The 21884-nt window shown below is 66.4% G+C and carries 18 protein-coding genes and 1 tRNA gene; 12 read left to right on the forward strand and 7 right to left on the reverse strand.

Annotation, left to right across the window (positions count from 1 at the left end):
* Positions 1-265 precede the first annotated feature (265 nt).
* From ABZU91_RS32250 to ABZU91_RS32290, 9 genes are all read left to right on the forward strand, one after another.
* Positions 266-997, forward strand: a complete 732-nt coding sequence (locus ABZU91_RS32250; protein ID WP_355248927.1) for a GntR family transcriptional regulator — start codon at positions 266-268, stop codon at positions 995-997.
* Positions 998-1108: 111 nt separating this feature from the next.
* On the forward strand, positions 1109-1537 hold the full coding sequence (locus ABZU91_RS32255; protein ID WP_355248930.1) for a hypothetical protein: 429 nt from the start codon (positions 1109-1111) through the stop codon (positions 1535-1537).
* Between the two features lie 98 nt (positions 1538-1635).
* Complete coding sequence (locus tag ABZU91_RS32260; protein WP_355248933.1) at positions 1636-1935, forward strand: hypothetical protein; 300 nt, start codon at positions 1636-1638, stop codon at positions 1933-1935.
* Between the two features lie 38 nt (positions 1936-1973).
* Positions 1974-3353 carry an FtsK/SpoIIIE domain-containing protein gene (locus ABZU91_RS32265; RefSeq protein WP_355248936.1) on the forward strand — a complete coding sequence of 460 codons (1380 nt, stop codon included), beginning with the start codon at positions 1974-1976 and terminating at the stop codon, positions 3351-3353.
* A complete protein-coding gene (locus ABZU91_RS32270) occupies positions 3350-3964 on the forward strand; it encodes a DUF2637 domain-containing protein (protein ID WP_355248939.1) in 615 nt (204 codons plus the stop codon). Before ABZU91_RS32265 ends, ABZU91_RS32270 begins: the two co-directional genes overlap by 4 nt.
* Before the next feature lie 68 nt (positions 3965-4032).
* Positions 4033-5745: a replication initiator gene (locus tag ABZU91_RS32275; RefSeq protein ID WP_355248941.1), complete on the forward strand. Its 1713-nt coding sequence runs from the start codon at positions 4033-4035 to the stop codon at positions 5743-5745.
* A gap of 23 nt (positions 5746-5768) precedes the next feature.
* Positions 5769-5954: a helix-turn-helix domain-containing protein gene (locus ABZU91_RS32280; protein ID WP_355248944.1), complete on the forward strand. Its 186-nt coding sequence runs from the start codon at positions 5769-5771 to the stop codon at positions 5952-5954.
* Positions 5951-7330 carry a site-specific integrase gene (locus ABZU91_RS32285; protein WP_355248947.1) on the forward strand — a complete coding sequence of 460 codons (1380 nt, stop codon included), beginning with the start codon at positions 5951-5953 and terminating at the stop codon, positions 7328-7330. The genes ABZU91_RS32280 and ABZU91_RS32285 overlap by 4 nt, the downstream gene beginning before the upstream one ends.
* Positions 7331-7367: 37 nt before the next feature.
* A complete protein-coding gene (locus tag ABZU91_RS32290) occupies positions 7368-8138 on the forward strand; it encodes a hypothetical protein (RefSeq protein ID WP_355248950.1) in 771 nt (256 codons plus the stop codon).
* A gap of 225 nt (positions 8139-8363) precedes the next feature.
* Here ABZU91_RS32290 and ABZU91_RS32295 read toward each other — a convergent pair.
* Positions 8364-8476, reverse strand: a tRNA-OTHER gene (locus tag ABZU91_RS32295).
* 364 nt (positions 8477-8840) lie between these two features.
* Between ABZU91_RS32295 and ABZU91_RS32300 the strand changes: the two genes are divergently transcribed.
* Complete coding sequence (locus ABZU91_RS32300; RefSeq protein ID WP_355248953.1) at positions 8841-9059, forward strand: hypothetical protein; 219 nt, start codon at positions 8841-8843, stop codon at positions 9057-9059.
* Positions 9060-9322: 263 nt separating this feature from the next.
* On the opposite strand, the gene ABZU91_RS32305 is transcribed toward ABZU91_RS32300, so the two are convergent.
* The 4 genes from ABZU91_RS32305 to ABZU91_RS32320 form a co-directional block, all read right to left on the reverse strand.
* The gene (locus ABZU91_RS32305) at positions 9323-10216 is read right to left on the reverse strand and encodes a class I SAM-dependent methyltransferase (RefSeq protein ID WP_355248956.1); all 894 of its coding nucleotides are present in this window, start codon (positions 10214-10216) and stop codon (positions 9323-9325) included.
* Positions 10197-11459 (reverse strand): MFS transporter, encoded by a 1263-nt coding sequence (locus ABZU91_RS32310; protein ID WP_355248959.1) that lies wholly within the window; start codon positions 11457-11459, stop codon positions 10197-10199. Before ABZU91_RS32310 ends, ABZU91_RS32305 begins: the two co-directional genes overlap by 20 nt.
* Positions 11456-13114, reverse strand: coding sequence for an ABC transporter substrate-binding protein (locus ABZU91_RS32315; protein ID WP_355248961.1), 1659 nt, complete (start codon positions 13112-13114; stop codon positions 11456-11458). The genes ABZU91_RS32310 and ABZU91_RS32315 overlap by 4 nt, the downstream gene beginning before the upstream one ends.
* Before the next feature lie 73 nt (positions 13115-13187).
* Entirely contained in the window at positions 13188-14561 is a 1374-nt protein-coding gene (locus tag ABZU91_RS32320; protein ID WP_355248964.1) for a formylglycine-generating enzyme family protein, read from the reverse strand.
* A 1011-nt stretch (positions 14562-15572) separates the two neighbouring features.
* Here ABZU91_RS32320 and ABZU91_RS32325 point away from each other — a divergent pair.
* Complete coding sequence (locus tag ABZU91_RS32325) at positions 15573-16817, forward strand: IS256 family transposase (RefSeq protein WP_355248967.1); 1245 nt, start codon at positions 15573-15575, stop codon at positions 16815-16817.
* Positions 16818-17337: 520 nt separating this feature from the next.
* On the opposite strand, the gene ABZU91_RS32330 is transcribed toward ABZU91_RS32325, so the two are convergent.
* Together ABZU91_RS32330 and ABZU91_RS32335 are read right to left on the reverse strand one after the other, a co-directional pair.
* Positions 17338-19557: an ATP-dependent RecD-like DNA helicase gene (locus ABZU91_RS32330; RefSeq protein WP_355248975.1), complete on the reverse strand. Its 2220-nt coding sequence runs from the start codon at positions 19555-19557 to the stop codon at positions 17338-17340.
* 427 nt (positions 19558-19984) lie between these two features.
* The gene (locus ABZU91_RS32335) at positions 19985-20602 is read right to left on the reverse strand and encodes a hypothetical protein (RefSeq protein ID WP_355248970.1); all 618 of its coding nucleotides are present in this window, start codon (positions 20600-20602) and stop codon (positions 19985-19987) included.
* Positions 20603-20859: 257 nt separating this feature from the next.
* Between ABZU91_RS32335 and ABZU91_RS32340 the strand changes: the two genes are divergently transcribed.
* The gene (locus ABZU91_RS32340; protein ID WP_355248973.1) at positions 20860-21810 is read left to right on the forward strand and encodes a hypothetical protein; all 951 of its coding nucleotides are present in this window, start codon (positions 20860-20862) and stop codon (positions 21808-21810) included.
* Positions 21811-21884 lie beyond the last annotated feature (74 nt).

A 21884-nucleotide genomic window follows, 5' to 3' on the forward strand; every position in this document is an offset into this window, starting at 1 on the left:
GCTCGATGATCTCCCACTCGGCGTCGGTCAGGTCAGAGGGGTACCGCCGCACTCGATCCATACCCGTCTACCGACCGAATCACCCTCATCGATCGCACCGGCTGTGCGACACACCCGCCCAACCCACAAACCAAACGCGCTCTGAGTCAGTGGCAGAGCAACTTCACCCCGAGGCCGAGCCGGATGGCCAATGCGGGGCGATGGACAGAACCTGAGCAGCACAGATAGCCTGTTGACAAGCTGAGTTGTCGTCTGGGGTGGAACGGTGCCGATCGAAGTTGCGCCGCCGAAGTACGTCGTGATCGTCAATGCGGTGCAGCAACGCATCCAGGACGGCACGTACCCGCCAGGCTCGATGCTGCCCAGCGAGACCGAGATGGTCCGCGAGTTTGGTGCCTCCCGACCGGTCGTCGTCCGAGCCTTGGATTTGCTGCGACAGGACGGCTGGATCGATAGCCGGCAGGGCAAAGGCCGCTTTGTCCTCGGGCGACCCCCTAGCGCCAATCAACGCCAGAGAGACCGGCGTTACGGAGCGTTGGAAGACGACGAGCGTGTGGGTTCCACCCTGCTCGCTGCCGGCGAGGTGTCCGCCCCTCCCCGTGCGGCTGTAGCCCTGGACTTGGAGCCCGGCACGCCGGTCGTCGCGCGTCGCCGCGTTATTGCCATCGATGGTCTCGGCCCAGTCGAGCTTGGCACGGCCTACCTGCGACCCGATCTGGCCAACGGAACAGGGGTGGGCAGTGCCGACGTTCTGCCCGAAGGGCTGTTGCGGCACGTGGCATCTCGAAAGCGGGTGCGCTTCGACCATGTCAGCGAGCGAATCTCGGCCCGCCTCCCCGACGCCGACGAGGCGCAGCTCTTGCAGGTCGGTGAAGACGAGCCGGTGCTGACAGTGCTCCTCTCCGTCTGTGATCGGACGGGCAAGCCGTTGCTGGCGGTGGATCTTCTCCTCCCGGTCCGTCGGCACGATCTCGAAGACGTGTACCCGCTCGACTAATTCAGGTAAATACTTCACTTGACAAGTCAAGTGAGCCGCGCCTACCTTTGATGCGACTTAACAAGTCAACTGGTTGAGTTGTTGAGCCAATGGAGGTTTGTAGTGGTTCCGATGACGTTGAAGGTGCCGGTCCCGTCCGAGTACGTCTTTCCCGCTGGGGCGCTATGCCTCGGCGTTTCGCCGCAGATCGATTTTGAGCGGCGTGGTGAGGCGGATAACCAGGCCCGGGACAAGGAGACCGGCGAGCGGGTGTGGGTGGTGCGGGTGATGGACCTGGACCCGGAGGCCGGGAAGTTCGGCCGGTCGACTGAGGTGAAGGTGAAGGTGGTCGCGCCGCAGCAGCCGGTGCCGCCGCCGTCGACGGTGCCGGGTTACCCGCCGGCCGTGGAGTTCGAGGGTTTGACCCTCACTCCGTACGTGGATTCGCAGCGGTGCAAGCCGGGCCGGTCTTCGGGTGACTGCCGCTCCCGGATGGCGTACTCGCTGCGGGCTAGCGCTATTCGTCCGACCTCGGTGATGCCGGGTTCGGTGGCTGCCTGATCGGTCGCTGTTTGGCGCGCGGGGCGGGTCGTTTCCCCGCCAAGAGTCCCGGCCCGCTCCCGCGCTTTCCCATCCCTCGTCTGATGAAGGAGGGCGTGATGCCCACCGTAGTTCACCCTGCCCTGATCATTGCCCTGCCATTGCTGGTCGGCGCGCTGCTGATGGTCTTCCGCCCCCACCTGGCCGGGCTGCGGCACGCCTACCGGGAGGTGGAAGCGGCGGTCCGTTCGGCGCTGCGGCTGCCGCCGGCTCTCGGCTCGGTCTCGGCGATCCGTTGCCCGCGTTGCTGCCGGTGGGTGAAGCCGCGCCGGTTTGACCTGCGCCGGCTGTCGTGCCCGTCCTGCGTCTCGACGCTGGGCCGTGGCCGTCCAGGTCGGGGCGGTGACCTGTGCCTCTGATCAACATCATTCCGGGGGACAAGATCCCCGTGGCGCCGATGAACGTGCGTCTTCCCGCGTGGCGGGTTCCGGGCTGGCTGCTGGTGTTTTGGTGGCTGGGTCGGGGTCTGTTCCGTCTCGCCGTGCTGGCGGTCCGCTACTGGTGGATCACCGTGCCTGCGGGCCTCGCGCTGTGGGTGCGGGTCGAGTTCGGTGGCCTCGTCTTGGCCGGCGTCGTCGCGGTGGTTGCCGTCGGTTGTGTGGTCTGGTGGCGGTGGCACCCGTCGTCGTGGCTGCGATTCGGCTGGTACCCGCTCGTTGCTCGGGTCCGCGCCCTGGTGGTCTACCGACCTCGGTGGGCGTCGGTCATGGCCACCTGCGGGCTGGCGACGGTATTCGGCGGTGACCGGTATGTGCCTCGGCTGCTGCGGGTGCGCTGCGACCGCTACGGCGATGAGCTGACCGTGCGGATGCTGCCGGGCCAGATTCCCGACGACTGGGGGCAGGCCGCGGAACGCCTCGCTTACGCGTTCCGCCTGCCCACCGGTCAGGCCCGCTCGACGGACCGGCCGGATCGGGTGATGGTCCGCTTGATGCGCCGCGACCCGCTTGCCGGCATCGTGGCGCCGCTACCGGTGGGCGACGTTCCGGACCTGGACGGGCTGCCGCTCGGCGTCCGGGAAGACGGGCAGGCGTACCGGTTGCGGCTGACCGGTTCACACGTCCTCATCGCGGGCGCGACCGGTGCTGGCAAGGGGTCGGTGCTGTGGTCCCTGATCCGCTCCCTGGCAGGCGGCATCCGCTCCGGGCTTGTCGAGGTGTGGGCGTTCGACCCTAAGGGTGGCATGGAGTTGGCGGCGGGGGTGCCGCTGTTCGCCCGGTTCTCCTACGACGACCCCGACGGCATGGCCGGCGTCCTCGACGAGGCCGTGAAGCGGATGCGCCTTCGCGCGGCCCGACTGCGCGGGGTCACCCGCCAACACACGCCGACCGTGGAGGAGCCGTTGCTGGTCCTGGTCGTCGACGAGCTGGCGGCGCTGACTGCGTACATCACCGATCGGAAGGTCCGCGACCGGATCAAGGAGGCCCTCGGCCTGCTGCTGTCGCAGGGCCGCGCGGTCGGGGTGCACGTGGTGGCGGCGTTGCAGGACCCGCGTAAGGACGTGCTGCCCTTCCGGGACCTGTTTCCGACCCGCATTGGGCTGCGGCTGACCGAGCCGGAGCAGGTGGACATGGTCCTCGGCGACGCCGCCCGCGACCGGGGAGCGCTCTGCGACCGCATCCCGGAGTCGTCGCCGGGGGTGGGGTTCGTGGTCCTAGACGGCGTCCGTGAACCCGTCCGGGTGCGGTTCGCCTACCTCACCGACGACGACATCCGCCAACTCGGCCGCGACTACCGCCGCCTCTGCGACGACACCGACCAGGAGGTGACGCCGTGAAGCCCGGCACCGAACGCGCCGAAGGACTCGCCCTGGTGCTCATCGTCCTCACCGTCGGCGGCTTGGCCGGCGCCGCCTCCTTTACCCACGTCCACGACTGGACCATGAACAACTCGCCAGCCGGTACCGGGGACTGGTTCGGCTGGGCCAACGCCGCGATCTCCGAACTACTCCCCTTCGCGGCGCTGCTGACCATCCGGCGACGCCGCCGCACCGGCGGCCCGGTCGGGTACCCGTTATTCCTGCTCGTCTGCGCCGTCGCCCTCTCCCTCGCCGCGCAACTCGCGGTGGCGAGGCCAAGCCCGTCCGGGTGGCTGCTGTCGGCCGTTCCCGCGCTGGCCTTCCTTGGCCTGTCCAAGCTCGTCTTCTCCGCCACCCCGGCGCCCGTCGACCAGCCGGCCGGCGACCAGGGCGAGGTGCCGCCCGGCTACGACCCGATCAACGACCACCGGCCCATCGTGGTCGACACCGTCGACGAGGACCAGGCGATCACCGTCGAACCGGCCCGGCCCACGGCTGTGGCGGTGCAGCGGCCCGGCCTGGTGCCCGTGCCCGCAGCGGCGTTCACGGCCCGCAACGGCACCCCGTACGGCACGGAGCGTGACCAGTGACCCAACTCCCCCTCATTCCCGAGACTCAGTCAGAAGCGCAGCCGCGGCTCGGGTCGCGGGCCGACCGGATGCGCAAGCCCCTCGCCAAGGACGCGCTCAAGCAACTCGCCGAGTCGCACGGCGTCTGCGTCCGCCCTCTCGCGCTGCGCCGCACCGACACCGCCACCGGCCGGACCGAGGTCGTAGAAGTGCCCTGCGGGGCGACCCTGGCCGTGAAGTGCAAGCCCTGCGCGGAGAAAGGCCGGCGGCTGCGCATCCAGCAGATCCGGGAGGGCTGGCACCTGGCCGACGAACCGGCCGTTCGACCCGACAAGCCCGGTGAGGACGTGCTCGCCCTGGTGCGGGTGCGGGCGCATCTGGAGTTCGAACGCGAAGCCGTCCAGTACCAACCGATGACCCCCGACGAGCGCGCCGCGCAGGTAGCCGAGATCGACGCCGCGATTGCTGAGCTGGACGAAGCCCTCGCCGAAACGAGCCTGCGCGGCCACCTGACGCCAAAGGAACGCGACGAGCGGCCCCGCCGCAAGCGCTCCACCCGCCGGCGGCAAGACTCCCCGGACCTGCCCCGGCTGCCGGTCGACTCCCGCACGGTGGGCCGGGCCTACTCGGGTCGGACGGGCAGGACCTACCGGCCGTCGATGCTGGTCACGCTGACGCTCGACTCGCATGGGCCGGTGCACTCCCACCTCCGACGCGGCGCCTACGTCGCGCCGTGTGAATGCGGCATCCGGCACGGGCCGCACGACGACGTGCTCGGCACCCCTGTCGACCCGGCCGGCTACGACTACCGGCGGGCGGCCCTGGACGCGATCCATTTCGCCCGGGTCCTCGACCGGTGGTGGCAGAACGTCCGCCGCGCCGCCGGCTGGAACGTCCAATATGCCGGCGCGGTCGAGCTGCAACGCCGGCTCGCCCCGCACGCGCACTTCGCCATCCGGGGCACCCTGCCGCGTCGGCTGCTCAAGCAGATCGCCGCCGCCACCTATCACCAGGTGTGGTGGCCACCGTTCAACGAGCCGGTCTATCGGGTGGACAAGCCGCCGGTCTGGGACGTCGACCGACAGGCATACGTCGACCCGAAGACCCGTGAGCCGCTGCCCACCTGGGGTGAAGCCCTCGACGCCCTGGAGGAGCCCGACAGCCGGCCCGCCTACGTCGCCCGCCTCGGTCGTATCGACGCCCGTGGCATCGACCAAGGCACCCGCGACGCGGAACGGTCGATCCGGTACGTGACCAAGTACGTCACGAAGGGTCTGACCGACCAGGCCAAGCCGCGGTCGGACCCGCAGAAGGCGCACTTCGACCGTCTGCACGCGGAGCTGTCGGTGCTGCCGTGTTCGCCGACGTGCGCGAACTGGCTGCTCTACGGCGTTCAGCCGGACGGCGTCAAGGCCGGCTTGACCCCGGGCCGATGCACCGGGAAGGTCCACCAACGCTCCACCCTCGGCTTCACCGGCCGCCGCGTCCTCGTCTCCCGCCAATGGTCCGGCAAGACCCTCGCCAATCACCGCGCCGACAACCGGGCATGGGTACGCGCCATCCTCGCCGGTGGCATGGCCGACACGGAGGAGCACGACCAGGCGGCCGACGACGCGGACGGATCCAAGCGGTACCGGTTCGAACTCGCCCGGCCAGAGGATCCCGACGTGCCGCCCCTGGAGCACCGGCTCCTGCGCGCGGTATCCGCCCGCATCCGATGGCGCACAGACCTCCACACCGCACGGCTACGAACAGCCGCGGCCGCGTCAGCAATCGCGGACTCCCTCTCCCCTGCTGCCTGATCGCCTGGAGGACAGAACCCCTCATGGAAAGTGAGCTGCTGACCGTGCCGGAAGTTCTCACCGTGCTCAACGGTGTCTCTCGGCGGACCTTCTACCGCTGGCGTGAGCTGGGCATCGCCCCGGAGTGCATCAAGCTGCCCAACGGTGAGCTGCGCATCGAGCGGCGGGACCTGCGGACCTGGCTGGAACAGCATCGGGAGGCGGCGTGAAGTCGCGCCAGGTACGGATCCGGGGAATCCAGGTCAACGCCCTGGCGAGTCGCAAGAAGTCGTACACCGTTCGATGGGTGGTGGGGACGGGGCCGAAGTCGCGGACGTTCGGCACTCGGGCGTTGGCGGACAACTTCCGGTCTGACCTGATGCAGGCGGCGAACCGGGGTGAGGCGTTCGACGCTGACTCCGGACTACCCGAGTCGATGGAGGTGCCGAAGGAGTCGGTGAGCTGGCTCGGATTCGTCCGCCGGTACATAGACATGAAATGGCCGGGGGCGGCGGCCAAGTCCCGGGAGAGCACGACGGACGCACTGGCGACTGCAACGGCCGCACTGGTCCGGGAGGTGGCCGGGCGGCCTGGCCCGGGCGTGCTGCGGCGGGCGTTGCGGGAGTGGGAGTTCCCGCCCGCGTCACGACAACTCGACCGGCCGACGGACGTAGCCGCCGCTCTGCGGTGGCTGGACCGGGCTTCGCTGCCGCTGTCGGCGTTGGCGGAAGCCGCAGTCGTACGGCCGGCGTTGGACGCGCTCGGACTGACGTTGGAGGGTCGTCCGGCCGCGGCATCGACGACCAGGCGGCGGCGCTCGGTCTTTTACAACGTCCTTCAGTACGCGGTCGAGCTGGAGCTGTTGGACTTCAACCCGGTCGACAAACTGCGGGTGCGGTCGAGCCGCCGGAAGATGGCCGGCGAGGTGGACCGACGCGTCGTGGTGAATATCCGCCAGGCGCGGGAGCTACTGGTCGGGGTGACATACGTCGGTGAGCGCGGGAAGAACGGCCGGCGCGGTGAGCGCCTGGTCGCCTTCTACGCCTGCCTCTACTTCGCGGCACTGAGGCCGAGTGAGGCGCTGGGCCTGCGGGAGCGCGACTGCCACCTTCCGGCGACGGGCTGGGGCCTGCTGACGGTCGAGAAGTCGCGCCCGGCAGCGGGTAAGCGGTACACCGACAGCGGCGAGGTGCACGACGACCGCGGGCTCAAGCATCGGGGTGAGACGGAAGCGCGAGAGGTGCCGATCCCGCCGGATCTGGTGGCGATCATGCGGGCGCACATCAATCGGTTCGGGGTGGCCGCTGATGGGCGGTTGTTCCGCAGTGACCGGGGCAATGTGGTGGCGTCGTCGACGTACTCGCGGGTCTGGGAGGAGGCGCGGCGGTTGAGCCTGCCGCCGGATCGGGTGTCCTCTCCGCTGGCTGGCCGCCCGTACGACCTGCGACACGCCGGAGTATCGCTCTGGCTCAACGCCGGACTGCCGGCGCCAGAGGTCGCGCCGCGGGCTGGCCACTCAGTGGATGTGCTGCTCAAGGTGTATGCCAAGTGCCTCGACGGGGACCGCAGTCGGATGAACGAGCGGATCGAAGCGGCGCTGAGCTGATACCTCAGCTTGCTGAACATCGATACGGTGATTGGTTGTGACAGCAGCCAATGCAGACCCGCCCCCTGCCGCAAATGATGACGTCGAGTTGGAAGATCTCGCGGATCCACTTGCCACTTGGGCGAGAGCAACCGCGCTTGGCTTGGGCACCGCTGCTGGAGCTTTCGGAGGTTACGCCGTTTTTGTCTCGGACAATCAGGCCGGTACGGCATTCTTGCTCGTTGCAAGCGTGGTGCTGCTGCTCCTCGGCCTGCAGGGCACACCGCTGAGGAGCTTGGGCGGGGGCGATTACCAGATTCAACTGGCCCGCATCCGACTACGTGCAGTGCAGGCGATCGACAATGCTCGGCGAGAGTCCCCTGAAGTTGCTGCGGCAGTCGCTGACGCTGTTGGATCGATTGATCCTGGTGCAACAAGCATCCGTCCGCCTTGGTCGCTGTATCTTCAGGAGGTGCGGCGCGCGCTTAGCCGGACCGTCAGTCTAGGCGCCCTGAGGCATGAGGCTGGGCATATGGACCGCGGCGTAGACACCCGCGTTCGACTTCCCAACGGCACGGTCAACGTCCAGGTTAAGTACCGAGGTCGAGGTGCCCTTGGCCTACGGGACATCGAAACTGCGGCTCTCCAGATGCTCGGGAGCGGCTTCGACGGCGGTTACCTCCTCGTCACCAACGCTCCGTTATCCGAGGAGGCTCGCCAGCACAATCGTGAAACACCAGCAGAACTGGGCGGCTTGGAAGTCATCACGTGGAACGACGAGCGAGACGATGGCCTCCTCACTCGCGCCCTCGTCCGCAACGCCCGCTGAGCGAGCACCGGAGCATTAGGCCGCGGCTGACGCTGCGGCCCTTCCGCGTTGTGGCAGGTCTAACCTGGGGAAACCTAGCTGCTCAACCGCTCAAGATCATTGCACGCACTCTGCACGGACGGCTGCAAACGGCGGCTTTGGGTGGCATCCGGTTGCATAGGCCGACCACTGGACGCAGGAATGTATCCGCTGCTCAGTCGGCGTTCTGGCTGATCTTTGAGGTGCCCCCGGCAGGATTCGAACCTGCGACACACGGTTACCGAGCGTCACGGTTCCGAGCTTGTCATTGATCGTCAAAACCCGTCGCAGACCTGCTTAGACGCGCTCGCCAATTTGCCAATGCCTGCTACTGACAGTCAACACTTGGCAGGAGTTTTCGGGGGGTAAACGGGGGCACCGTTGACCGTCGCTAAGACGTTCGCGCGGCCCCACCAGGTCCCGTTTCCCGCCAATGTCGCACGCATCTGGCAGGTCTCTGTGCCTGGGAGCTTCCTATGCCATCACACCGGCGGGTGCGGCTGCAGTAGGCGTTTCAGCCGTCCGAGCGGCTGGCGTACAGGATTCCAGCGGCGGTCCTCGACAACCGGCGGAGGCGTGTCCCGGAAGCGCGTTGATCGGTGCCCTGGTCGAGTACGGACGGGTCTCCACCCGAGCAAAGAACCTCGCCAGGCAGCAGGCCGCGCTTACTGCGGCAACCCCGAGGTGATCATTCCGTACCGCAAGCCCACCGACGGCAGCGACCTGCCCGCCTGGAAGCAAGCCCTCAACGTCGAACACCGCACCGTCCGAGCCGGAGTCAAACACGCCCTGGCCAGGATGAGGTGCTTCAGGACCCTGCGCGACTACCGCCGCGCCGCCCACACATTGGCCGACGCCGCTTCCGGCATCGCCAACCCCAACAACATCATCCTCGCCGGCTGACCACCGATCCGGCCAGGGCGAACGCCTTCACCCAGTTACGAGACGTTTCTTAAAAACCGCCCGCTGACGAAGGGCGCGTTCTCCACACGATCAAAGCCAATCTCGGAACACGCCTCTGCCTGGCGCAGGCGGTATGGTGGGCGTGAAGACCCGCCCGGCATGAGCGTAGTTGCTTTGGGACAGCCGGCACGACGGCCAGCATGCTCCCGGCCACCACGACAACGGATACAGGTCTGGCGCGCGTCGGGCTGAGGACCCGTGGGTCAGAAGCTCTTGGCGTAGACTCCGATTGCGAGCGAGCCGTGCCGCAGCCCTATGGAGTGTAGGATCGCCCTATCTACCAAATTAGCGATCTCGAAGTACATTCGCTGAAGTGGAACGGCATCCGGTATGCCCAGCGAGCCGAAGAACTTGGCGGAGCCCTCCCAAGTCGGTTTCAGTCCATAGTCCGCCGCTCTTTTTGAGACCTCTGCCAATACGATGGGTTGTTCGACCGGAGATGGTTGGAATTGGTCGGGCTCACTTGCCTGCGCTGGGTGCCGCCGCCGTGAAGCGGTTCTCACCACAGACTCGATCGCCCGTTCCACCGGGGCGAACAACGCTTCCGGATATTCTGCATTCGGCTCCCGGACGATCATCGTGCCGCCCGGCCGTAGTATCCGGGACATCTCCCTTATGGCGTCCGGCCAGTCCGGGATATGGTGCAGCACCCCGGAGCACACCACCGCGTCGACGCTACCGTCCGCTACCGGGACCATCCGGGCGTCGCAGCGCAGCAGTGCCGTGGAGTCGGCTGGGAGGGTGGCGCTGGCTTGAGCCAGCATCTGCTGCGACCGGTCGATGGCGATGACCCGGCGCTCCACGCTCGCGAGTTCGTGTGCGATCCGTCCGGTGCCGCAGCCGAGATCCACTATCACGCCGTTCGGAACGGTTCGGCTAATCCAGGATAGGATCCACCGCTCTGCTACCGCGATTCGTGGCGTCTGCGAATAGCTATCGTATCGATCCGCTTCGCCGTCGTGGTACCGCTCGTCCGCCTGCGACGGCTCATCATCTGGGATCATCAAGGCTGCAAACATCGGGGGGCGATCGACACCGGACTCCAGCCGTTTTACCGCTTGGTTCAAGAAGATCTGCTCATGCCAGCTGGCGGTCAACGATAACCCCTTCCTTGATGGGTCGCTCGGAGCGTGCGGCAATGAATAGGCAAATCGCAACCAGCAGCACCCCTGCGGTGATGATGGCGGTGGTGGCTCCCAATGCCGCTATGGCGAAGCCCGCGATCAACACGCCACCGGGGGTGGTGAGGCTTTTCAGTGAGTTGAGGTAGGCAGCGCCCTCGGCGAGCCGGTCCTGCGGCAGCCTCTCCTGCATGACCGTATAGACGATGGCGGTGAACGGCGCATAGGCGAATCCGCCGATAAGCATCGCGGCCGCGGTGACGAGAACGGGCGCAGGTAGACCCAGGACCAGGACGGTCAGGCCCCACGCGGCGGTGAGCAGCGCGGCCGTTCGCGACGTTGCCAGTGACGGCATGTTACCGGCGATCAGACCACCGACGACCATGCCGACGCCGAACAACGACCAGAGTAGGCCCAGTTCGGTGCCCACTGGCAGGGCGCTGGCCCGGTCGCCAATCAGTATCGGCAGGCCGACGACCACCGGGCCGTACGCAACAGTCATCGCCGCCGTGATCAGGAACAGGATGGTCACCGGTCGAAGCTGAGGGCTGGAGAGCCAATCGACAAACCGGCCCGGCCGCTCGGTCCGGGCTTCCTGCGGCTTTCGACGGATCGCCGGTGATATCGCCGCTGGCATGGTGCACAGTACGACCACCATGACGAGGAACGACAGCGCGTCGACCGCCAGAGCGACGCCCGCGCCGACGGTCCCGGCAAGCACTCCGGCCAGGGCGGGGCCTAGCATCGTCGCGACCTGGATGGTCCCCTGGAACAACGAGTTGCCGGAGAAGAGGTGGGATCGATCCAGTAGCTGCGGCAGTAGTGCCCGTGCTCCTGCCGCGTTGGCAGGGCGGGTCAGTGATGCAAGAGCCAACAAGGCAACGTACATCCACAGCTGCAGGCTTCCGAATAGGGCCATCGCCGCGGCGAGCCCGAGCCAGAAGCCGCGCCACATGCTGTCAATCAGGAGCAGCATCCGAGGGCTCACCCTGCCAAGGTGTCGTCCCGCAAACACACCGGTGAGGATTCCCGGGATCAGATACGCCGCTGTTGCCAACGAGACCGCCACCGCAGCGTTGCCCTTCGCCAGTGTCAAGGCGAGCAGAACCACGGTGATGTCGCTCATCGCGTCGCCGAGGCTGGACACCGCCTCACCGAAGAGATACCGGCGGAAGTAGGGCTTCCGCGCCAGCGTGCGATAGGTCTGAACGAGCTTCATCGGTTCGTTGCTCGTGGCCGGAAGCTGGTGAAGTCGAGGACATTGGGTACGTGGTTTTTCAGGCGCACCCCTTCCCAACGGTCGGAGTACGTCAAGTAGCTGACCTTTCCCGGCGGGACGAGAAACAGCGCCTCGTCCGCGACCCGTTCGGCGAGGCGTTCGTAGATGGCGATCTCGTCCTCCTGTACGGCTCCGCGGGCGGAGCGGACAAGCTGCGCTACCACAGGATCGTCGATGCCGAGCGCAGCAGGCAGAGGCGCACGGGCATCGACGAGGGCGGAGGCGAAGGCGTAAGGGTGAAGGAAATCACCTGCCCAGCCCATCCATACCACCGGTCCGGCACCCGCGTACAGCACATCCATCAGCGGGCCGATCTCGAGACTGATGATCTCGACGACGATGCGGTAGCTCACTGCTCTTAGTCCATCGGCCAGCAGTTCGGCCGCGATCTGCCGGGAGATGTTAGCGGTGTGCGTGTAGATGACGATCCGACAGCCTTCACGAGCGGCCTGTCCATCCCAAGCCTGCTCGAATTCCGCTCGGGCCGCCTCAATGTCCAACTTGGGCAGCGGTGTCGTGACCGCGGGCAACGCTGGCGCCGGGAACGGGGCGCGATGGTTCAGGTATTCGCCGTCGAGGGCCTCGGCGACGTACCGCTCATGATCGAAACACAAAGTCAGCATGCGTCGCAGGTGCACGTCCGAGAAGGCATCCGGCGGCAGCCCGTCCGGGCCCCACTTTCCCGAGCCGACCGCCTCGCACCCTGGGTCGAGCCGCTGATTGATGAACGCGATGGGGTTGACACCCCACTCCTCCGGCAACTTCTCGAGCACCACGCCGTTCAGGTCGCCCAGCCGTTCCCGGGACTCCGGCTGGCACACGGAGAAGTCGCATGTGCCGTCAAGAAGATCACCCTCACGAGCGGTACGGTCGTCGACAGACCGCAGCACGATGCGCTCCGGGGCGTCCGTGTCGCTCTCGTACTCGGTTCGGCGGAACGACAGCTCGCGAGACGCCCGGTTCCAGGACTCCAGGCGATACGGGCCGGTGCCGTTGCACTCGCTGTCCAATGCCGTGGAGCTGGGGCGCAGGAACCGGGGAATACTGGACAGGTCGCCATCCCACTCTCCCTGGTCCCCGCACCATGCCTGGGGAACGACGAGCGCCCACTGCACGATCAAGGCGTTCAGCGGCGAGAAAGGGGCGGGCATCCGTAACAGGACGCCCGCAGATGCCGCCGTTACCCGCCGTGCCATCTCGATTGCCGACTCCTCGGTCACCCGCGACACGGGTGCGCCGAGGAGTGGATCGGCCCACAGAGAGGCCGCCATGTCAGAGGTGATCATGCTACGACGCAAAGAATAGACGACGTCGTCGATGGTCATCGCTGCGCCATCGTGGAAGCGGACATCATCCCGGAGCGGGACAAGGACCTCCCATTCGTGACCACGGCGCTCCGTTCGCGGAAGAGCAGCCGCGAGGCGAGGGAAGGGGCGCCCGGTCGCGTCGAGGCCCAGCAGGCTCTCGTAGACGTTCAGGATCGGGTGCCGCGAGGCACTCTCCGCGCCTCGGTGCGGATCCAGGGTCGGCACATCGTCAAAGACATCGATCACAACGGTCGACGCCGGGACGGCCGAGCTCACGCTGTCGATCATGCGTTTCCCTCCTCAGATGCGAGGCACCAGTGGCAGGCAGGTACACCGAGGCGCCGCCACCTCTCCGCGACCCTCAACGGGCTGCTTGCGCGCAGTCGCACGCACAGCGGAAGCCAATCTCGAAATGACGATCGTAGGCGAGATCGCGGCCCCGGAACGCGACTGAGGCCTGCTCAGGGAGCGACGTCCAGGTGCCACCTTTGATCACGGCGTATGAACGCTGATCGTAAATGATGTCGATAGCGTCTCGGTCACTGTCGGTCGGACTGAACGGCGAACCAGCGAATGCCGAGCTGGTCCATTCCCAGACTCCGCCGGACAGGTCCGAGATGCCAAATGGGCTTTCACTTCCAGGGATGCCGCGGCGCCTCGTTGTGACAGCAGGAGGCTGATCGATCAGGGTAAGCAAAGAGCGGCGCCACGCTTGCACGCCCTGCCAGTCCCGTGGGTAATCTCCGGGCAGGCAGTGCGCAAGCAACGGATCAAACCGTTCGCCCCACGGGTAGGCGCGCTGGTCATCGCCCTGCGCCGCCCGCTGCCATTCTGTTTCGTTTGGCAGACGTTGCCCTTTGGAGCGCGCATAGGCGTAAGCGTCGAACCAGTCGACCCCCGTGACCGGGTGATCAGGTTGGCTCCGCCGGTCGAGCATCGTGTTCCGAAGATGAATTTTCTCTTTCGGTTCTGCCGGATGGCAAAACTTATGCCGGTGAGCATTCTCGGTGCGACTGAACGCGTCGTACTCCGCATTGCTCACTGGCAGTACATCGAGCCAGAAGTCATCGCACGATGCTGGTTCTGAGGGATCGTTCCAGTCGAAGATCAGTTCGGTGGTGTCGAATGAGGGCGGCGGTCCGGCCTGGACCTGCCCCCCGGATACTAGGCGCATTCCGTCGTGGGTGTGAACGCCCGAAGCAGTGGAGTCCCGAGGCGGAACCGGTGGGTACTCATCCTCGTCTACACCGGCTGTGAACAGCTCTTTCTCCACCGCAGCCACCGCAGCCGGTGAATCGCTTCCGACGATAGCGGTAACGGTTCGTAGAACTAGTGCATGCCCAATGCCGACCGGCTTACCAGCGCGGTGCGCGATCCGTTCGCTCGCCTTGCCAACGATCAGCAGCAAGTCAGCTAGCACATCTTTGAGGCCCATTCTCCCGGCCAAATCGATCGCCTCAAAGGCGACGAAGTCCTCGAAGTCGTGGGTCAACCAGCCGACGACCTCACGCACGTCCGACCCGTCGGGCCAACGGGCCACGAGACCACGCAGAAGAGCGACCCTGACCCAAGGCAGCTCATGCATAGCGGCGACAGCCATTAGCTCGTCACGGTCCACTTCGGCCGCGTTTGCTACTGCTAGAGGCAATTCGGTGATGGCGGCCGAAAGTGTATCCGCGTCGGACGACGCGGCGGCAGCAGATATGTCATTAAGTAGAGTGCGCCAATTCTTCATATCCCCGACGTCCCTTGTGTGGAACGGGCTCGAGCCCGTTGTGTCGAAACCTTTCGGGCTCGAGCCCATTCCCTGGCTCACCTAACGCCTAGGGCGTGGCTCACCACTTCTCACCGAACGACAGGACCGAGCGGACCTTGCGCGCCGTGCGGGCAACGTTCCACTTCTTGGAGTACGACATATAAATCACCTCCCCTCAAGTGATGACTACGACGCTAGTGGATTGACCAGCGAGTGATCCAGAGCTGACGGTCCGCAACGGATGTGATCAGTATCACTTGGCTGATCCCTATATCCGCTGTATCACGCAAGCGTGAGCTTTAAGGCCGCCGCCTATTTTGGCAGGTTACTTATGGCAAGACTCTGCTCGACTGCGACTGTTGGGCGGTCGAGCTCGTAGGGCCATGAACGAAGCTGCGACGATCGGGGCGCCGCCCTCAAGGGAGGGTCGTTGCGGCGAGGCCGGTGAGTGAGCGCTTCCTGAATCTTCGCTGGCGGACGCGGGCGAGGGCAGGTGAGAGCAGGCGATGAGAGCGCTCCGTCATCGTCCGCCTGCCGGCTTCACGGGTGACGAACGCCCTTTTCAAAAGCCCGCCGCCGAAGCTGCAGCCCTCTCTTTAAGTGTCAATGTGCTGGCGGCCGGGCTACTGTCACCCATCGTCAGGCACGTGGGTGATTCGAGTGCTAATAGTGCTATTTGTGGTGACGTGCTGTGATCATGTCTTTACATGGAGTCTCTGTGATCTCTATAGTTTGATCCACTACTCGCTAGCGTTAACGGGGGTTCTGGTGAGTGCTGTGCCGCATGCTGCCCTTTCACCAACATGGGTGCGACAGGGGATGGGATGGCGTTTGTGCTGGTAGAAGGCAGATTGCCGCTGCCACCAACGGCGGGTTGCGTCCACGGGAGTGGTGTACGACTTGCCCGTGATGGGCGTGTTGCGTAGATGAGAGACGGCCATCGCGTCGATCCTTCAAGACGACCAAGTCAGAGAAGGAAGAGAGAACGCGATGGCCGCATCTGAGAGTGTGAACCCTGTTGACCTGCTGCGCGAGCAGATCGAGGGCGCGTCGCCGGACGTGTTGCAGGCGATGATCAAGACGTTCGCGCAGGCGGTGATGTCCGCCGAAGCCGACGCGATTTGCGGCGCCGGCTACGGGCAGCGCAGCGACGAGCGGGTCAACTCCCGCAACGGATACCGGGTGCGGGAGTGGGACACCCGTGCCGGGACGATCGACCTGGCGGTGCCGAAACTGCGGCAGGGCAGCTACTTCCCGGACTGGCTGCTGACGCACCGCCGGCGAGCCGAACAAGCTCTGGTCTCGGTGGTGGCGACCTCCTATCTGCTCGGCGTCTCGACTCGTCGGGTGGAAAAACTGGTCGAGCAGCTCGGCGTCCGGCAGCTGTCCAAGTCGCAGGTGTCAGAGATGGCCGCGCACCTAGACGCGCAGGTCGAGGCGTTTCGCAACCGGCCTCTCGATGCCGCGCACTACACCTTCGTGTGGATGGACGCGTTGACGATGAAGGTCCGCGAGCACGGGCGCACGGTCAACGTCCACGCCCTGGTCGCTGTCGGCGTCAACGCCGACGGACAACGTGAAGTCCTCGGCCTGGACGTCGCCTCCGACGAGGACGGCGCCGGCTGGCTGGCGTTTCTCCGGTCGCTGACCGCCCGCGGCCTGTCCGGCGTTCAACTGGTCATCTCCGATGCTCACTGTGGTCTCGTGGCCGCGATCGGCGCCGCCCTGCCGGGGGCGTCGTGGCAGCGCTGCCGCACCCACTACCTGCGCAACCTGCTCACGAAGGTGCCCAAGTCGGCCCAGCCGTGGATCGCCACCCTTGTTCGGACGATCTTCGACCAGCCCGACGCCGACGCCGTCCGAGCCCAGTTCGACCGGGTCGTGACCACCATCGAGGCGAAGTTCCCTGCCGCCGCTGAACATCTCGCCAACGCCCGCGACGACCTCTTGGCCTTCACCAGCTTCCCGCGGGAGATCTGGCGCCAGATCTGGTCGAACAATCCGCAGGAACGGCTCAACAAGGAGATCCGCCGGCGCACCGACGTCGTCGGGATCTTCCCGAACCGGGCGGCGATCATCCGCCTCGTCGGCGCGGTCCTCGCCGAGCAGACCGACGAATGGACCGAGGGACGCCGCTACATGGGCCTGGAGATCCTCGCCAAAGCCCGCCTCGTCATCGTCGAGCCGGACCAACACGACACCGACCACGCCGATCCCAGCCCGATCGCCGCCTAACATCAAACCGGATCCCGCGATGGCCGTCTCTTACACCACCAGCGCGGACGTGACCCCACGGCGTCATGCTATGAGTAGCACGCATCGTTCGTACGCTTCTCTTTAGCCCGCCAGCACCAAGCGGCGACCGGTGCCCTCTTCAGCTCTCCTTTGCCTGCCGGTATGTCGTCCGCGAACTGCCCGCCGACCCAGCCACCCGGGCGGCGCAGCAGCCGATCTCACCGCTCGAGCGGGCGACGACGCCGACCTTGCGGTCGAGTTTGTAGTAGCCGCTTGGCGTCTGCTGGCCGGGGCCGTGGCGTACATGACGGTGTCATGGGTACGGCCGCCGGCCGTGTCCAACGACAGCCATCCCGATCGTGCGATGTCGGCGCGTCAGGGCGAGCGCAGCATGGGTGGCCCGAAGCAGCCCCAGCAGTCATCCGTCACTCGAATGGGCTCGGCCGCCAGCGACGCCGGGTAGTGGGCAGTTGCCAGTGCAGATTACGGTCTCGGGGTGGCGGGCGAGTCGTGCCTGTTGTTATGGGTCGAGTCGGTGGGTGAGGGCGGTGTGGCGGCGGCCGGCGCCGACGGTGCGTACGGCGGCGGCCAATGCCCGCCGGGAGCCGACGAGGACGACGAGTTTCTTCGCTCTCGTGATGGCGGTGTAGAGCAGGTTGCGTTGCAGCATCATCCAGGCGCTCGTCGTGATCGGGATGACCACCGCCGGGTACTCGGAGCCCTGCGAGCGGTGGATCGTCATCGCGTAGGCGTGGGCCAGTTCGTCGAGTTCGTCGAAGTCGTAGTCGATGAGTTCGTCTTCGTCGGTGCGCACGGTCAGGGTCTGCTCGTCGGTGGACAGGGCGGTGACGACCCCGACGGTGCCGTTGAACACCCCTGCTTGGCCTTTGTCGTAATTGTTGCGGACCTGGGTGACCTTGTCGCCGATACGGAACACTCGTCCGCCGACCCGGCGTTCCGGCATGCCATCCCGCGCGGGAGTGAGCTGCTGCTGCAACAGAGTGTTCAACGCACCTGCTCCGGCGGGGCCGCGGTGCATCGGAGCGAGGACCTGCACGTCACGGCGCGGATCGAGTCCGAAGCGTTTCGCGATGCGGGTGCACGCGACATCGACGGTCAACGCGGCGGTAGCCTCGGTGTCGTCGCTCGGGAAGAGGAAGAAGTCACTCATGCCCTGCAGGATCGGCGGCCGGCCGGCGTTGATCCGGTGGGCGTTGCTGACCACACCGGAGTCGGCGGCCTGACGGAACACCTGCGTGAGCCGCACCCGGGGAACCGGGTCGGCGGCGAGGAGGTCCCGCAGCACCTCCCCGGCGCCGACGGACGGGAGCTGGTCGACGTCACCGACCAGCAGCAGATGCGCCCCGGGCGGAACGGCCTTGATCAGCTTGTTGGCCAGGATCAGATCGAGCATGGACGCCTCATCCACCACCAGCAGATCAACGTCCAGGGGTGTGTCCCGATCGTAGGTGGGCTCCCCACCGGGTTGCAGCCTCAACAGCCGATGCACCGTCGCCGCCGGCTGACCGGTCAGCTCGGCGAGGCGTTTCGCGGCCCGCCCGGTCGGCGCGACGAGCAGAATCTTCGCCTTCTTCGCGGCAGCGAGTTCGACGATAGAACGGACGGTAAAGCTTTTACCACAGCCAGGCCCCCCGGTAAGCACGGCGACCTTCGACGTCAGCGCCAACCGGACGGCCTGTTCCTGCTCCGGCGCCAGGTCGGTGCCGGTGCGTGCCTTCAGCCAGCTCAGTGCTTTATCCCAGTCGACGCCACCGAACTGCGCCATCCGGTCCACGGTGCCGCCGAGCAGCCGTAACACCGAACCGGCCAGGGACTGTTCCGCTCGGTGAAACGGCACCAGGTAGATCGCCGCAACCGGCCCATCCGCACCGGGTAGCAGCTCGCGGACAACGCCTTCCTCACCAACCAGGTCATCGAGGCAGCGGACGGTCAGCTCGGCCGGCACATCGAGCATCTTCACCGCGTCCGCGACCAGGTGCGGAGCGGGTAGGTAGCAGTGGCCATTGTCAGTGGCCTGCGACAACGTGTACTGCAACCCTGCCTTGACCCGTTGCGGGCTGTCATGCGGGATCCCAACGGCCTGGGCGATCGTGTCAGCAGTCTTGAACCCGATCCCCCACACATCGGCGGCCAACCGATACGGCTCGTTCTTCACGACGCCGATCGAGGCGTCACCGTACTTCTTGTAGATCCGCACCGCGATCGACGTGGACACCCCGACACCCTGCAGGAACACCATCACCTCCTTGATGGCCTTCTGCTCCGCCCACGCCGCGGTGATCTTCGCCGTGCGTTTCGGACCGAGCCCCGGCACCTCCACCAACCGACCCGGCTCATCCTCAATGACCTGCAACGTGTCCAAGCCGAAATACTCCACGACCCGCTCAGCGAACACCGGCCCGATACCCTTGATCAAACCCGAACCCAGGTAGCGGCGAATCCCCTGGATAGTCGCTGGCAGCACCGTGGTGTACGAGACGACCTCGAACTGCCGGCCGTACTGCGGATGCGACGTCCACCAACCCTGCAACCGCAGACTCTCCCCCGGCTGCGCCCCCAGTAACGCCCCAACCACCGTCAACAGATCCGAACTACGCCCGGTCGCGACCCGGGCGATGGTGTACCCGGTCTCCTCGTTGACGTAGGTCAGCCGCTCCAACACCGCCTCAAGAACATGCGGAGACGGGCGAGACGACACAGCCGCAGACACGCCCACCATCGTGCCGCCATCACCGCCCCAACAGCAAAGCCCGACGGATCGGCATGACCGAGGATGCACAACGCTGACTAGAGTTGACAACACACGGTTACCGAGCGTCACGTCTCCGAACTTGCCATTGATCGTCAAAGTACGTCGTTGACCTGTGCAGACACCATCATCGACTTACCAACGCCTGTCACTGATAGTCGGCTGTTGGCAGGGGTTTTCGGGGGGTAAACGGGGGCCACCGTCGACCATTGCCGCGACGTTCGCAGCCCCACCAGGCACCCATCCGGGCACCGCGCCACCCCCGCCAGCCACGTTCGCCGATCGAATCCCTGGTCAGCGCACCGCGCGGTGAGGAACACCCCATGACTCTTTTTCCCCACCGTCCCGGCACGTCGGCTTCGACCCCTGCTGCGACCGTCTCGACCTGTACCGGCCGTCAGTCAGCGAACCTGGCCTGCCGTGACACCTCGCGCGCCGAGGGCACCTCCACCAGCTCCGACCACGACCGCTCACCCAACCCGACCTCGATCCGCAACCGGATCGGCTTCCCCGCGTAGTCTTTCCGCCACTCGGCATCCCCGCCGCCGTACCAGCGGGGTGGGGTTGACCGGTCGACGGTGAACAGCCACGAATCGGTGACTGCCCGACCGTCCTGCCGAGCGGCACGCCCTTCCCGGTCCGCACCGTCCACGCCGGGGCGTAGCCGGTACGGCCCCCACACCTGCTCGCGGATCGCCTCAGCGGTGACGTCGCCGCGCGGGGTGCGGTTCTTGCCGTCGTCACGGATGGTCAACTGAATCCAGTCGTACCGCTCCACCTCACGCGGGCCAACCAGCTTGACCACCAGCAACCCCGTGCCCGGTGTTCCCCTCGTGCCGAGCGTCACTTCCAGCACGGGCTGCATCTCCCGGTGCCTGCGCCGTTCCTCGGCGGCGGCCTGGTCGCGGCGTACACCGGCAGCCGTTCTCCACCCCAACCAAGCCAGAACACCAGCACCGAACGCGATCACAGCCGAGGCAACAGACGCCCCGTCGCCCAACTCTTCGATCCTCACCGGGGCATGATGCCGCCCCCACGACGCCCAACCTGCCGGCTGTCAGGTAGACGACAAGGCTGCGCAGCGCGACGGCGGCTGGCGCATCAGTCGGTTGTACTCACTACACGAACGGAGGCCACCCACGATGCCCACGCCGAACATCTACCGCACCGTGCAAGCCGACCTGCGCCGCTCCGTCAACCCTGGCGATGCTGGCCGCCCGTCCGACACCACCCGCTGAGCAGACTGCTCCGTTCCGTAACGCAGGAGGTTCCATGGCTACCCGCGTCGCCGCCATCCTCGACCGCCCCGAGACATGGCGCAGCCGCCGCATCAAGGTTCACTACGGCACCTTCACCGCCCGCGTCGAACTCGACCGCGACAACTGGATGGAATCCGGCCAGTACGAAGAACGCCAGCTGGGCGACGACTTCCGGCAAGCAGCCGACCGGTGCATCCACGCTGGCATCGCCCGACCGTGGCTCGACGGGGAAACCCAAGGATTCTCGTGGGGCAGCGGCGACCACCACGTCACCCTGTTTGTGCCCGTCCGCGACGCAGACGAAGCCGTGCGCGCGCTGCGCGCCGCTGAACTGCGAAACGACACACGCCCACTCCACAAACTCGCAGACAAGCTGCAACCCCCCTACGACAAGTGGCTGCGCCCCGGCGAACGGAAACTCCTGCTCGGCGTCGATTTCCACTGCCCGCCAACACGGCTGAGCAATCTGCTACGCACCGAGGCCAAGGGCCGGAACCTCCGCGCCAACGCCCGCCCAGTCGACGATGGGGTGTGGGTGCGGCCTGAGCCCACAGCGACGGCGCGGCTGCTGCGACAGGCGTACCCGGGGGAGTACGAGAACGGCCCGCTGCCCGAACCGGCTCCCCATGCCGGTCCCTCTCGGCCGCCAGTCAGCCGGCGGGAACGGCTCCGCTATTGCACGACCGTGCCCGCCCGTTCAATCACCCGCGACAAGGTGCCCCTGTCGGACTGCCCATGCGGGCACACTCGCAGCCACATCGGGTTCAGCCACGACCGGTGGCACGCCCACTGGTCGATCGGGGTGCCGCTCACCGAATCGATGAGCCCCCGCAGTGGAGTCGTAGTGGTTACCCCGCAGGCCCCGAGCGCCTGGTGTCGGGTGGCATGGGAGTTGTCGCAGGTAGCTCGCCGACAAGGGCACTACGACACCGGCACGTGGCCGACGGGTCTGCTGCACCGATAGGTGACATCTGAGATGGCTTGCCCTGTGGGCGAGCTGGAAGGATGTCGCTGTGCCCAAGCCCTACCCCCGAGAGT

It is taken from the genome of Micromonospora sp. NPDC005174 (genome assembly GCF_040608495.1).
Lineage (GTDB): Bacteria > Actinomycetota > Actinomycetes > Mycobacteriales > Micromonosporaceae > Micromonospora.